The following is a 14647-nucleotide window of genomic DNA, read 5'->3' as shown; positions in this document are numbered from 1 at the left end:
CTCTGATGCCTTTAGTGTGCGACGAACCGGGTGTTTTATGTTAAAAAATCGTGATTGCACCGATGATGAGCGCAAAGGCCGTCATGACGATAACGGCAAGAACCGCCCATTTCATCGCAAATTTCTGGTGTTCATCAATGGTGACCCCGGCAAGCCCGACTAATAAATGCGTCGACGGCACGAGCGGGCTTAACATATGAATCGGCTGGCCGATAATCGAAGCGCGGGCGATTTCCACCTTATCTACACCGTACGCCACGGCGGTCTCAGATAAAATGGGCAGCACGCCGTAAAAATAGGCGTCATTAGGCATCAGAAACGTAAAGATACCGCTCGTTAAGGCAACAATCGCCGGAATAAAACCTCCCATCTGTTCCGGAATAAGCGATACGAGGGAAATGGCCATTTCATCAACCATCTTCGTCCCCGTTAAAATTCCGGTAAACACGCCTGCGGCAAAAATCATCGAACCGATCGCAAGCACATTGCTCGAATGGGCTGAAATGCGCTCCCTTTGATCGTTAAGTTTCGGATAGTTGACAATCAGCGCGATACAAAACGCAATGATGAACAGCACGGTTAAATTCACTTTTCCTGACACTAAAAATCCCACTAAAGAAAGCGTTAACAGTAAATTGAACCACCACAGTTTCGGCCGCTTCCATTCATCTTCCGCAGCCGCAGCCGTTTCATTTGTATGGGACGGCTGTTTTAATTCGATCACCCCGAGCCGTTTCCTTTCCATCCTTCCGAGTACATAAGCGACCACAATCATACACACCATTCCGCTCGCGATGACGGGCAGCATCGGCCCCGTCAGCTCTGCCGGGTCAACGCCGAGCGCACTCGCCGCACGCGGCGTCGCGCCGCCCCATGGTATCGTGTTCATGATACCCATGCCGACCCCGGCGATTCCCGCTAAAATAATCGGACGGATTCCGAGCATGATATACAAAGGCAGCATTGCGCTTGTCGTAATCATATACGTCGTCGAGCCGTCTCCGTCCAGTGCGACAAGCATGGTCAAAACGGCTGTTCCGACCACAATTTTGAGCGGGTCGCCTTTAACCAGCTTTAAAATACGCGACACCATCGGATCAAATAAACCGGTATCAATCATAATGCCGAAATAAAGAATCGCAAACATAATCATCACTGCGATCGGCGCCACCTGTTCAATGCCGGAGATCATCATCTCGCCGACCCGGTTAAAAGAAAACCCGGCAATCAGCGCAAACACGAGCGGCGTTAATACGAGCGCCGTTAACACTGAAAGCCGTTTTGTCATAATCAGCACCATAAAAACAAGCATCATAAGAAAGCCTAAGATTGCTAACACAGTATGTCCCCCTTATTATGAATACGCTTACATTTTAAAGGCCCGATCCCCTTTATCCGCCTTTTTGCTATCTTATGAGAATTGGATATTGAAGTAAATATTTTGGATTTTAAAGATTTTTAATTTTTTATAACCTTTTCGTTCATTTTGTTCATTTATAAATCAAAAGCCTTCCGCAAATATGCGGAAGGCTTATTTTTCGCTGCTCATCATCTCTTTATAAAACTCGGTCTGCTCTTCTAAAAAGCGTTTTGCGCCGCTGCTGTTTTTATAAAAGCTCTCCCAATCCCGTTTTTTCAACATTTGCTTCCACTCCGCGGATGAAGTAATCTGTTTCAAAGCCTGATCCCAATAGGCGATCTCGCCTTCGGTCATGTCTTTCGGCCCCATGATGCCTCTCCAGTGCGCAAAGACAAACGGCACCCCCTGCTCTTTCCATGTCGGCACATCGCTGAAGCCGGAGAGCCTTTTGTCAGACGTAACGGCCGCCAATGTGATTTTCCCTTTCCGATAGGCGTCTCTCGCTTCTGAAATGGTCATTGAGGCGGCGTCTATCTCGTGACTGATAAGAGCTGCAATGACTTCATTACTGCTCCCGTATTGAAAAAAGCGGATATCAAACGGAGAAATTCCGGCCATTTCCGCCGCTCTCGCAAAGGAGAGCTGGTCATCATTTCCGAGGCCGGGCGCAAATCCGATTTTTATGCCGCCCGGATTTGCTTTAATATCGCCGAGCAGCCGCTTTCCGCTTTTTATCTTTGAATCCTTGGGAAGAGCGACGGTCTGCCACTCTTTTGCGATAATAGCCAAAGGCGTAAAATCAGCTGCCTTCAGCCGGCTTTGTCCCAAAATTTCATTGCTTAACAGCAGGCTTGAATTCATACTGATGACATCCGTTTTTCGTTCGTTTACATATTTCCAGCCGCTGTCTCCGCCTCCGCCGGGTTTATAGATGATCTTTACGGGCCGGCCTAATATTTGCTTCCGCTCTATTACCGATTGCAAAGCTTTTGCCGTTACGTCCCAGCCCCCTTGAGGCGCTGCCGGGACGACAATTTCAACCGGCCCTTCAGCTGAGCGGAAGCCCTCCATCTGCCGTCCGTCAAAAGAAACCAGCGCCGCCAGCATGACAAGAAGCACTCCCAACCGCTTCATTTCTCCCATCCCTTATTCATGTGCTAAATAATATTTCCGTTCCGGCCTGCCGATAATGCCGTACTCTAATTCAGCGAGCGCTTCTTCCCGAGAAACGAGAAACTCGGCGTAGCGCCGCGCCGTTGTTCTGGAGGCGCCCATTTTTTCTCCCAGTTCTTCAGCCGTCATCCCTTTTTGGGCCGTTCTGAGCGCGTTTTTGATTTTTTGAAGCGTAATCGAATTAATGCCTGTCGGCAGATCATTGTGCTGTTTTTGTTCTTTCTGACCGCTTCCGAAAAACATGTCGATCACGGACTGGCTGAGCTCCGGCTGTGAGTGCAGCCATTCTCTTTTTTCACGGTACTGCAAAAGCACTTCTGTAAATTTATGTGCCGACACCGGTTTTATGACATAGTGGGAAACGCCTGATCTGAGCGCTTCCTGCAGCAGCCTTGTTTCGGCAGAAGCCGTAATAATGATGATATCAACGGAAGGAAAACGGCCGCGGATAAGCGGGAGCAGATCTGTTCCCAGCTCATCCGGCATATAAATATCCAAAAGCAGCAGATCAGGCTGCCGTTTCTCAAGCAGCGATATGGTGTCTTTGGCATTGATTGCTTTGCCGATGACATTGAATCCATCAAGATGTTCGATAAATTTTTCGTGAATTTGCGCTATTCGAAAGTCGTCCTCTGCAATCGCGATGTTAATCACACCGATTCCCCCTTTGGCCTTTCTTTCGGTATAAACACCGTAAATACAGCACCGCTGCTCTTTTGCTGCGAAATCTCTATCGATCCCTGCAATTCACTGACGGCTTCTTTCAGATTGGCTAAGCCGTATCCTCTCCTAGTCCCCTTTGAAGAGTAGCCCTTTTCAAATATCGTTTCTGTTTTTTCCTGAGGCACGCCGTCTCCTGAGTCCGCCACCTCGATGACGATATCCCTGCCGATATCGGTCATGAAAAAGGATACCTCTTTTTTCTCTTTTTCGGCGACGGCTTCGAAAGCGTTATCAATAAGATTTCCGATGATCGTAATGAGCTGGGATGAACCCACATGCTCCGGCAGCGATTCTAAAAAGCTGTTTTCATCTATTGAAAGCTTCACTTTCTTCTCAGACGCCTTTCCCATTTTTCCTAATAGTATGGCCTGAACCCGCTGTGAATGAATGTTTTGAAAGAGGATTTCATGCTGTTCATTCTGGATGGCGTACTCTTCTTTTATCAGTTCAATGGCTTCATTATATTCTCCCAGCTCTAACAGACCGAGTATCGCGTAAAGCTTATTCGAGAATTCATGCGTTTGCGCCCGGAGATCCTCCGAGTATTTTTTCATTTCAGTCAGCTTGTTGATCAGTTTCTTGAGCTCCGTTTTTTCGCGGAAGCTGATCACCGCTCCGTATACTTGTCCGGTCTGTTTCATTTCTTTCACATTTAAGATAAATACTTTATCTCCGGCACGCACCTCCACGTTCGGCGGTATTTCTCCCCCTGCCAACACCGGCATGAGCTTTGCGCCCGGCATGATTTCTTTTATATGCCTTCCGATCATCGGTTCCGGAAGATTCAGCATATCAGCCGCAGATAAATTCATCATGGTTACCGCGCCTTCTTTGTTTACGGCGATAATCCCTTCTTTAATCGCAAGGAGCATCGCATTGCGTTCCCTGTACAGCGCTGCAATTTCATGCGGTTCAAGGCCGAGTGTATCTTTACGGATGCTTTTTGCGAGCGCCGCCGCTCCCCCGATGCCGATAAGAAACACCAAACATGCAAAATAGCCTAAATGCCGCAGATGCGCTTTCATATCTTTTTCTATCTCATCTTGTAGAAACTCGACTGTCACCGTTCCGACGACTTCGTTATGATTTTTTTCCTCCAAAATAACCGGGGCGCTTCCCCGGACGGCCTTCATTCCGTCGGAAACCGGAGACCCGCCGAACATGACGGTTTTGTTTTGCAGATTTTGATTTTCTTTCGGAATACTGCTTCGGGCCGAATGAAATGCAACATGCCCTTTTTGATCAGTGATGTAGACGGCGTGCGCGCCTGCCTGTTCTTTCATTTGTTCAATGACGTCTAACTTTGTAAAAGCCTCTTGATCCGCAAGCCGGAACGCCTCTTTTACGGGAGGCAAATATGAAATGGTTTTTGCCGTTTGCACCGCCAGCTGTTCAGCCTGCTTCTGCCCTTCCTTTAATTGCTGAAAGGCAAATATAACCGTGAGCGTTCCGATAACAAGTATTAATAAAGCCGTAATTAATCCGGCGATTTTCATTTGCAGAGAGACATAAAACCGCTTCGCTTCCAACACAGCACCAGCCGTCCTTTCCTCCTAAAATCATACCATTTTTCAAATCTTTATTTCTCATTTTTGAGAATTTTCGTGATCTTTTTCTCTTGCGGCTTACCATAAAGGTGATGATAGGTATATATTTACTTTTACACAATTGATATAACACATAAAAAAGACTGACCGAAGTCAGTCTGCAATCTATCAGGAAATTGTAACTCCCGCGCTTGCATATCCCGCCACTGTATTAATAAGCGAAAGGCCTGTCGCAGTGGCGGAGAATACCATTAACAGCCGGGTTTGAGGAGTTACCGCAATGTTCAGCCCTGTCGTGATTCCGTTGCTGATGCTGCCGATTGACAATACGCCGGTGAGGGGAGGAGCTAAAGTGACGGATGCTCCGGGGATCGGCGTGAACGTATTGTTCGGCACAGTAGAACTGTATAGTTGTGCGGTTATCGTAACAGTCGAGCCGACAAGCGACAGTGCTGCGGTTGTACTGAAATAGGCGGCAATTGATGTAATGGTTCCGCTTCTCGGAGCAGAAAAAGCAAAGTTCAGCAGAGTTCCTCCAGCCCCGGTAAGATCAATTGCGCCTCCCCCTCCGACATTGACGCCCGTCACAGAATTGCCGAACCCGACAAGGCTCACCGTTCCGATTAATCCGCCGGCAATGGTCGTCACGGCAGTGGGAAGACCTGAAGCATAAGGAATGATCGCGCCTGCTCCGGTGATCCCAGTTGCGCCTGTTACTCCGGTGGCGCCTGTTACTCCGGTTACTCCGGTTACTCCGGTTACTCCGGTTACTCCAGTTGATCCCGTTACTCCGGTGGCTCCCGTTATCCCAGTATCCCCGGTTACTCCGGTAGCGCCTGTTACTCCGGTGGCGCCTGTTACTCCGGTTACTCCGGTGATCCCGGTTACTCCGGTTACTCCGGTGGCTCCCGTTATCCCGGTTGCTCCCGTTTCTCCGGTTACTCCAGTTGATCCCGTTACTCCGGTTACTCCCGTTACTCCGGTGGCTCCCGTTATTCCTGTCGCTCCTGTTACTCCGGTGGCGCCTGTTACTCCGGTGGCGCCTGTTACTCCAGTTGATCCCGTTGCTCCCGTTACTCCGGTGATCCCGGTTACTCCGGTTACTCCCGTTACTCCGATGGCGCCTGTTACTCCGGTTACTCCAGTTGCTCCCGTTACTCCGGTGATCCCGGTTGCTCCCGTTACTCCGGTAGCACCTGTTACCCCGGTTGCTCCCGTTAATCCTGTAGCTCCTGTAGCTCCTGTTACTCCCGTTATCCCGGTTGCTCCGGTCAAGCCCGTTACTCCAGTAGCTCCGGTGATCCCAGTGGCTCCCGTTATCCCGGTGGCGCCTGTTACTCCGGTAGCACCTGTTACTCCGGTGGCGCCTGTTGCTCCGGTTACTCCCGTTACCCCGGTTGCTCCTGTTACTCCGGTCGCTCCTGTTATTCCGGTAGATCCAGTATCTCCGGTGGCGCCTGTTACTCCGGTAGCACCTGTTACTCCGATAGCCCCTGTTACTCCGGTAGCACCTGTTACTCCGATAGCCCCTGTTACTCCGGTGGCGCCTGTTATTCCGGTTGCTCCAGTATCCCCGGTTGCTCCTGTTACTCCCGTTACCCCGGTTACTCCAGTTGCTCCCGTTACTCCGGTGATCCCGGTGGCGCCTGTTTCTCCGGTGGCTCCCGTTACCCCGGTGGCGCCTGTTACTCCAGTAGCTCCGGTGATCCCGGTTGCTCCCGTTACTCCGGTAGCACCTGTTACCCCGGTTGCTCCCGTTAATCCTGTAGCTCCTGTAGCTCCTGTTACTCCCGTTATCCCGGTTGCTCCGGTCAAGCCCGTTACTCCAGTAGCTCCGGTGATCCCAGTGGCTCCCGTTATCCCGGTGGCGCCTGTTACTCCGGTAGCACCTGTTACTCCGGTGGCGCCTGTTGCTCCGGTGGCGCCTGTTACTCCGGTAGCGCCTGTTACTCCGGTAGCGCCTGTTACCCCGGTGGCTCCCGTTATTCCTGTCGCTCCTGTTACTCCGGTAGCGCCTGTTACTCCGGTAGCGCCTGTTACCCCGGTGGCTCCCGTTATTCCTGTCGCTCCTGTTACTCCGGTAGCGCCTGTTACTCCGGTAGCGCCTGTTACTCCGGTAGCGCCTGTTACTCCGGTAGCGCCTGTTACTCCGGTGATCCCGGTTGCTCCGGTCAAGCCCGTTACTCCAGTAACTCCGGTTACCCCGGTTGCTCCCGTTACTCCCGTGGCTCCCGTGGCGCCAGTTGCTCCAGTCGTGCCGGGATCTCCAGTGACGCCGGTTGCTCCCGTGGCACCGGTTACACCAGTCGAGCCCGTTGCTCCGGTAAACCCCGTTGCTCCGGTCAGCCCTGTTGCTCCAGTGAACCCCGTTGCTCCAGTCAGCCCTGTTGCTCCAGTGAACCCCGTTGCTCCGGTCAGCCCCGTTGCTCCGGTGCACCCCGTTGCTCCGGTGAATCCTCTTACATGAAAATGATTTGGATGACAGCATGGACACCATCTTTCATGACAGCAAGAGGTCTTGCAACAGAATTCTTCACAGCAATGGGCCCGATTTTGATAACTGCGCCTTTGATTTCTTCTTTTATGTTGAAAATGACAGCAGCACTCATTACAATTCCGGCAGTCGTAATCCCAAGAGTCGTATCTGTTATACCAAGTATCTCCTTTTCTCATTACACCACCTCTTCTTGCATAATATTTCCGCAAAAGAAAAAGGTGTGGCAAAATCCCATTTCTATTGGGCGAATTTTCAAATGTTCTTAAGGCTGCACCATGCACAGCTTTTAGAGAAAAAAGACCTAACTGTGCATAAGTCAGGTCTTTCATCTTTAAAATATCAGTCTGCTATTGTCATTAGGTTGTCGGGAAACGAATGCTGTTAAAATCGATATTGAGAGCTGACGCTGCTGTTATATTATTTGCAGTTGTGAAAACAACTCTCAACTGGTACGTATTTGTTCCTGCGGTCGGCGCTGTATCCACTGTTGTATCAGCAATCGAAAAACTATCCGTAGCTGCGGTAGTATTAGTTCGCGACAGAGTTCTTGTATGAATTTGCACTGCTCCCCTATATAATCTCACTTCAAAAACAAAGTTTGAATTCGCTGCAGTTGTTAGCGCGACACTGAGTGCATAATCAAGCTTTACATTCTGCAAAGCGTTAACCGGGATTGCCAGCGTAGCAATGGGAACCTCTGTATTTAACGGCGGATAAACAGTGAGCGGCCCGTTGGTTCTTGTGAAGAGCAAGGTTGGTGTACTGCCTGTGGCGCCGGTTGGGCCTGTTGGGCCTGTTGGGCCCGTTACTCCGGTTGCCCCGGTTACACCAGTCGGGCCGGTTGTGCCGGTTGCTCCTGTTGCTCCTGTCACTCCCGTTGCTCCAGTTGGACCCGTTAGGCCTGTTGTACCTGTCGCTCCTGTTACTCCAGTTGAGCCGGTTGCACCTGTTACTCCTGTTACTCCGGTTTCTCCGGTTGCACCTGTTGCTCCTGTTATTCCGGTTGAGCCTGTTGATCCGGTTGATCCTGTTGGGCCGGTTGTACCGGTTGCGCCAGTCGATCCTGTTGATCCTGTTGCTCCTGTTGAGCCAGTAACCCCTGTTGGGCCAGTCACACCGGTTGGGCCCGTCGCGCCTGTTATTCCAGTTAGCCCGGTTGCACCAGTTGCTCCTGTTATCCCCGTTGCTCCAGTCACTCCAGTTGCTCCGGTTTCTCCTGTTACACCTGTTGATCCCGTTACACCAGTTGGACCCGTTACTCCGGTTGGGCCAGTTACTCCCGTTGCACCAGTTACTCCGGTCGCTCCAGTTACTCCCGTTGCACCTGTTGGGCCGGTTGAGCCTGTCGATCCCGTTGCTCCGGTTATTCCTGTTGACCCTGTTACACCGGTTGCGCCGGTTTCTCCCGTTGCACCAGTTTCTCCTGTTGGGCCAGTTACTCCGGTCGCTCCAGTTACTCCCGTTGCACCTGTTGGGCCGGTTGAGCCTGTCGATCCCGTTGCTCCGGTTATTCCTGTTGACCCTGTTACACCGGTTGCGCCGGTTTCTCCCGTTGCACCAGTTTCTCCTGTTGGGCCAGTTACTCCCGTTGCACCTGTTGGGCCGGTTGAACCTGTCGATCCCGTTGCTCCGGTTATTCCTGTTGACCCTGTTACACCGGTCGCGCCGGTTTCTCCTGTTGACCCAGTCACTCCTGTTGCACCAGTTACGCCGGTTGGGCCAGTTTCTCCCGTTGAACCTGTTACACCAGTCGAACCGGTTGCTCCTGTTACTCCTGTTGGGCCGGTTGAACCCGTTATGCCAGTCGATCCTGTTGCTCCTGTTACTCCGGTTGGACCGGTCTCTCCCGTTGGGCCGATTTCTCCAGTTATCCCCATTGCCCCTGTTGGGCCGGTTTCTCCTGTTGGCCCTGTTGCGCCGGTTGGGCCCGTTACTCCGGTTGCGCCGGTTACACCAGTCGAACCGGTTGAGCCTGTTACTCCAGTCATTCCGGTTGAACCCGTGGTTCCGGTTGCTCCTGTTGATCCTGTTACACCTGTTGGCCCTGTTGGCCCTGTTGGTCCTGTTGGTCCAGTCGATCCTGTTGCACCCGTTTCTCCGGTTGGACCGGTCTCTCCCGTTGGGCCGGTTGGGCCGGTTTCTCCTGTCGGTCCTGTCGGTCCGGTTGTTCCCGTTCCCCCGGTTACACCCGTTACCCCAGTCGCTCCGGTTGGACCGGTCTCTCCAGTTACCCCCGTTGCCCCTGTTGGGCCGGTTACTCCAGTAGCTCCGGTATCCCCGGTCGAGCCAGTTTCTCCGGTTGCTCCAGTCGGTCCTGTTGCTCCAGTCGAGCCAGTTTCTCCAGTTGCCCCAGTAACTCCAGTTGGACCGGTTGCTCCAGTCGCTCCGGTTATCCCCGTTGCTCCAGTCTCCCCAGTTGACCCGGTTGCTCCTGTCGCGCCTGTTACCCCCGTTGCTCCGGTTGGGCCGGTTACTCCAGTAGCTCCGGTTGCCCCGGTCGCGCCTGTTTCTCCTGTTGGCCCTGTTACACCGGTTTCTCCGGTTGTGCCTGTTACTCCTGTTGCACCAGTCGATCCAGTTGGACCTGTTACACCAGTTGAGCCCGTGACCCCAGTTGGGCCGGTTTCTCCGGTTGAACCAGTCACTCCCGTTAAACCAGTTGACCCTGTTGGACCCGTTGCCCCTGTTATTCCGGTTGAGCCTGTTGATCCGGTTACACCAGTCGATCCTGTTGCTCCGGTTTCTCCAGTTATTCCCGTTGCGCCGGTTGCTCCGGATGCACCCGTTGCTCCGGTTGAACCGGTTTCTCCCGTTGAGCCAGTCGGTCCGGTTATTCCTGTTGACCCAGTTACACCGGTCGCTCCGGTTTCTCCGGTTGCTCCTGTTGGCCCTGTTGCACCAGTCGCTCCGGTTATCCCCGTTGACCCAGTCACTCCCGTTACACCGGTTGGGCCGGTTGTGCCTGTCGATCCCGTGGTTCCAGTTACTCCCGTTGCACCTGTTGGGCCGGTTGGACCGGTCGATCCGGTTATTCCAGTTGAACCAGTTACTCCCGTCGCTCCTGTTTCACCGGTTATTCCTGTTGACCCAGTCACTCCTGTTGCACCAGTTACGCCGGTTGGGCCAGTTTCTCCCGTTGCACCGGTTACACCAGTTGAACCGGTTGAGCCTGTTACTCCAGTCATTCCGGTTGAACCCGTGGTTCCGGTTGCTCCTGTTGATCCTGTTACACCTGTTGGCCCTGTTGGCCCTGTTGGCCCTGTTGGCCCTGTTGGTCCTGTCGATCCTGTTGCACCCGTTGCTCCGGTTGGACCGGTCTCTCCCGTTGGGCCAGTTTCTCCCGTTGCACCGGTTACACCAGTCGAACCGGTTGTTCCTGTTACTCCAGTCATTCCGGTTGAACCCGTGGTTCCGGTTGCTCCTGTTGATCCTGTTAAACCTGTTGGCCCTGTTGGTCCAGTCGATCCTGTTGCACCCGTTTCTCCGGTTGGACCGGTCTCTCCCGTTGGGCCGGTTGGGCCGGTTTCTCCTGTCGGTCCTGTCGGTCCGGTTGTTCCCGTTCCCCCGGTTACACCCGTTACCCCAGTCGCTCCGGTTGGACCGGTCTCTCCAGTTACCCCCGTTGCCCCTGTTGGGCCGGTTACTCCAGTAGCTCCGGTTGCTCCAGTCGGTCCTGTTGCTCCAGTTACTCCCGTTGCACCGGTTTCTCCCGTTGCACCTGTTACTCCGGTTGAACCCGTTGCTCCGGTTGGGCCTGTTGCTCCTGTTATCCCTGTTGCTCCAGTCTCCCCAGTTGACCCGGTTGCTCCTGTTACCCCCGTTGCTCCGGTTGCCCCGGTCGAGCCAGTTTCTCCTGTTGGCCCAGTAACTCCAGTTGGACCGGTTGCTCCTGTCGCTCCGGTTATCCCCGTTGACCCAGTCACTCCCGTTACACCGGTTGTGCCGGTTGGGCCGGTTGAGCCTGTCGATCCCGTTTCTCCTGTTACACCAGTTGAGCCCGTTACACCAGTTAGACCCGTTACTCCGGTTGAGCCGGTTGCTCCAGTTATCCCCGTTGCTCCAGTCTCCCCAGTTGACCCGGTTTCTCCAGTCGCCCCTGTTACCCCCGTTGCTCCGGTTGGGCCGGTTACTCCAGTAGCTCCGGTATCCCCGGTCGAGCCTGTTTCTCCTGTTGGCCCTGTTACACCGGTTTCTCCGGTTGTGCCTGTTACTCCTGTTGCACCAGTCGCTCCGTTTATTCCTGTTGACCCAGTTACACCAGTCGCTCCGGTTTCTCCTGTTGACCCAGTTACACCGGTCGCGCCGGTTTCTCCTGTTGACCCAGTTACACCGGTTGATCCCGTTACACCGGTTGACCCAGTTACACCGGTTGATCCCGTTACACCAGTTGGACCCGTTACTCCGGTTAGGCCGGTTTCTCCAGTCGCCCCTGTTACTCCAGTTGAGCCCGTGGTTCCGGTTTCTCCTGTCGATCCAGTTGGACCTGTTATACCGGTCGCGCCGGTTATCCCCGTTGCCCCAGTTACTCCGGTTGCCCCAGTTTCTCCGGTTGGGCCAGTTTCTCCCGTTGCACCGGTTACTCCTGTTGTCCCAGTTACCCCAGTCGCTCCTGTCGATCCCGTTGCACCGGTTGAGCCTGTTACTCCTGTTGATCCGGTTACTCCCGTCGCCCCGGTTGTTCCGGTTGAGCCAGTTGGGCCTGTTGAGCCAGTTACACCTGTTGCTCCTGTTGCTCCTGTCGCTCCGGTTATCCCCGTTGCCCCGGTTGCTCCTGTTACACCCGTTGGACCTGTTGAGCCGGTTGGACCTGTTACTCCAATTGAGCCCGTGGTTCCGGTTGCTCCTGTTGATCCTGTTAAACCTGTTGGCCCTGTTGCGCCGGTTGATCCCGTTGCTCCTGCGGGGCCGGTTACTCCAGTAGCTCCGGTATCCCCGGTCGAGCCAGTTTCTCCAGTTGGACCGGTTGCTCCTGTCGGTCCTGTTGCTCCTGTTATTCCGGTTGAGCCTGTCGGTCCTGTTGCTCCTGTTATTCCGGTTGAGCCTGTTGATCCGGTTGGACCGGCCTCTCCCGTTGGGCCGGTTTCTCCAGTTACCCCCGTTGCCCCGGTTGCGCCGGTTACTCCAGTCGCTCCGGTTATCCCCGTTGACCCAGTCACTCCCGTTACACCGGTTGTGCCGGTTGAGCCTGTCGATCCCGTTGCTCCTGTTACACCAGTTGAGCCCGTTACACCAGTTGGACCGGTTGCTCCGGTTGCTCCTGTTACTCCAGTTGAGCCCGTTGAGCCAGTCGCGCCAGTTTCTCCGGTTGCTCCTGTTGAGCCCGTTACACCAGTTGACCCCGTTACACCGGTCGCTCCGGTTTCTCCTGTTGACCCAGTCACTCCGGTTGCACCAGTTACGCCGGTTGGGCCAGTTTCTCCTGTTGCACCGGTTACACCAGTCGAACCGGTTGATCCTGTTGCACCGGTTACACCAGTCGAACCGGTTGATCCTGTTGCACCGGTTACACCAGTCGAACCGGTTGATCCTGTTGCACCGGTTACACCAGTCGAACCGGTTGATCCTGTTGCACCCGTTGCTCCGGTTGGACCGGTTGCTCCAGTTACTCCCGTTGCTCCGGTTTCTCCCGTTGCCCCAGTTTCTCCTGTTGAGCCAGTTACACCGGTCGCTCCGATTTCTCCTGTTGACCCAGTCACTCCGGTTGAACCTGTTACGCCGGTTGGGCCAGTTTCTCCCGTGGCTCCGGTTGAACCTGTTACCCCGGTTGCGCCAGTCGCTCCGGTTATCCCCGTTGCTCCGGTTGGGCCGGTTGCTCCGGTTATCCCCGTTGCCCCAGTCACTCCCGTTACACCGGTTGGGCCGGTTGAGCCTGTCGATCCCGTTGCTCCTGTTACACCAGTTGAGCCGGTTTCTCCTGTTACACCAGTTGGACCTGTTGAGCCGGTTGGGCCTGTTGCGCCGGTTGATCCCGTTGCTCCTGCTGGGCCGGTTACTCCAGTAGCTCCGGTATCCCCGGTCGAGCCAGTTTCTCCAGTTGCCCCAGTAACTCCAGTTGGACCGGTTGCTCCAGTCGCTCCGGTTATCCCCGTTGACCCAGTCACTCCCGTTACACCGGTTGTGCCGGTTGAGCCTGTCGATCCCGTTGCTCCTGTTACACCAGTTGAGCCCGTTACACCAGTTAGACCCGTTACTCCGGTTGAGCCGGTTGCTCCAATCGCCCCTGTTACTCCAGTTGAGCCCGTGGTTCCGGTTGCTCCAGTCGCTCCTGTTATCCCCGTTGCACCAGTCACTCCAGTTGCTCCGGTTTCTCCCGTTGAACCAGTTCGGCCTGTTGTACCTGTCGCTCCGGTTGCTCCAGTCGCTCCGGTTATCCCCGTTGCCCCAGTCACTCCTGTTGAACCGGTTGAACCAGTTGGTCCTGTTGCACCAGTTGAGCCGGTCGTTCCTGTTGAGCCTGTTATTCCGGTTCGGCCGGTTACACCAGTTGAGCCAGTCACTCCAGTTGGACCCGTTACTCCGGTTGGGCCGATCTCTCCCGTTGGACCGGTCGAGCCGGTTACTCCCGTTATTCCCGTTGCGCCTGTCGCCCCGGATGCACCCGTTGCTCCGGTGGGGCCGGTTGCTCCCGTTGCTCCCGTTGAGCCCGTGGTTCCGGTTGCTCCTGTTACACCAGTCGAGCCGGTAGCTCCAGTTACTCCTGTCGGACCAGTTACTCCGTTTGGGCCGGTTACACCCGTCGCTCCTCTTGCCCCGGTTGAACCAGTTGCTCCAGTTGCACCAGTTGCTCCGGTCACTCCTGTGGGGCCCGTCACTCCAGTGGGACCTGTAATTCCTGTTACGCCAGGTTCACCCCCGGTTTGCGCCAATGAAACATCGTCTATTAAAACCGTGCCGGAAGAAACTTTACTTAATACAATGACGGCAGAGGCCGCGCCAGAAGGCACACTGCTTGTTTTATAGATTTCAGACCATGTGTGAAAGAGCACGTTCGGCAAATTTCCGGGTGTGATATTTTCTTGAATGGAACTGATTTGTTCACCTGCTGCGCTGACATAGATGATCTGGAGAGTGACTTGGGGACTTGGCTCATTTCCAAGCGTTGCGAGTGATACGAATAGAGTCACTGACTTGGCTGAAATGGGAACGATTTGACTGAGGTAAGCATATGGCTGAGCTCCAATAAATTGCGCAGAATATCTCCCTGAATGTGCAAACAAACTGTTAATCTGGGTATTTGCCGAACTCCAGCCCGCTAATGTGCCTGTTTCAAAGCTCCCGTTTATAATCGGATTATTCATTCAATCTTTTTCCCTCTCCTTCCCGTTGTTGACCGTCTTACTTATTAAG

The 14647-nt window shown here is 53.9% G+C and carries 7 protein-coding genes; 1 reads left to right on the top strand and 6 read right to left on the bottom strand.

Annotation, left to right across the window (positions count from 1 at the left end; translation table 11 throughout):
* Positions 1-40: 40 nt before the first annotated feature.
* From ACWJJ5_RS16695 to ACWJJ5_RS16675, 5 genes are all read right to left on the bottom strand, one after another.
* Positions 41-1339: a citrate:proton symporter gene (locus tag ACWJJ5_RS16695; RefSeq protein WP_454022559.1), complete on the bottom strand. Its 1299-nt coding sequence runs from the start codon at positions 1337-1339 to the stop codon at positions 41-43.
* 192 nt (positions 1340-1531) lie between these two features.
* Entirely contained in the window at positions 1532-2494 is a 963-nt protein-coding gene (locus tag ACWJJ5_RS16690) for a tripartite tricarboxylate transporter substrate binding protein (RefSeq protein ID WP_454022558.1), read from the bottom strand.
* A 12-nt stretch (positions 2495-2506) separates the two neighbouring features.
* Complete coding sequence (locus tag ACWJJ5_RS16685) at positions 2507-3187, bottom strand: response regulator (RefSeq protein ID WP_046559422.1); 681 nt, start codon at positions 3185-3187, stop codon at positions 2507-2509.
* Positions 3184-4788: an ATP-binding protein gene (locus tag ACWJJ5_RS16680; protein WP_454022557.1), complete on the bottom strand. Its 1605-nt coding sequence runs from the start codon at positions 4786-4788 to the stop codon at positions 3184-3186. The genes ACWJJ5_RS16685 and ACWJJ5_RS16680 overlap by 4 nt, the downstream gene beginning before the upstream one ends.
* A gap of 183 nt (positions 4789-4971) precedes the next feature.
* On the bottom strand, positions 4972-6978 hold the full coding sequence (locus ACWJJ5_RS16675) for an exosporium glycoprotein BclB-related protein (protein WP_454022556.1): 2007 nt from the start codon (positions 6976-6978) through the stop codon (positions 4972-4974).
* A 288-nt stretch (positions 6979-7266) separates the two neighbouring features.
* On the opposite strand from ACWJJ5_RS16675, the gene ACWJJ5_RS16670 reads away from it, so the two are divergent.
* Positions 7267-7566: a hypothetical protein gene (locus tag ACWJJ5_RS16670; RefSeq protein WP_454022555.1), complete on the top strand. Its 300-nt coding sequence runs from the start codon at positions 7267-7269 to the stop codon at positions 7564-7566.
* Between the two features lie 90 nt (positions 7567-7656).
* Here the strand turns inward: ACWJJ5_RS16670 and ACWJJ5_RS16665 are convergent, their stop codons facing one another.
* Positions 7657-14598, bottom strand: a complete 6942-nt coding sequence (locus ACWJJ5_RS16665; protein ID WP_454022574.1) for an NTTRR-F1 domain — start codon at positions 14596-14598, stop codon at positions 7657-7659.
* Positions 14599-14647 lie beyond the last annotated feature (49 nt).

This window comes from Bacillus sp. JK74, assembly GCF_053663395.1.
The sequence above is the reverse complement of the archived record's forward strand: the minus strand, read 5'-3'. Positions and strand labels throughout refer to the sequence as shown.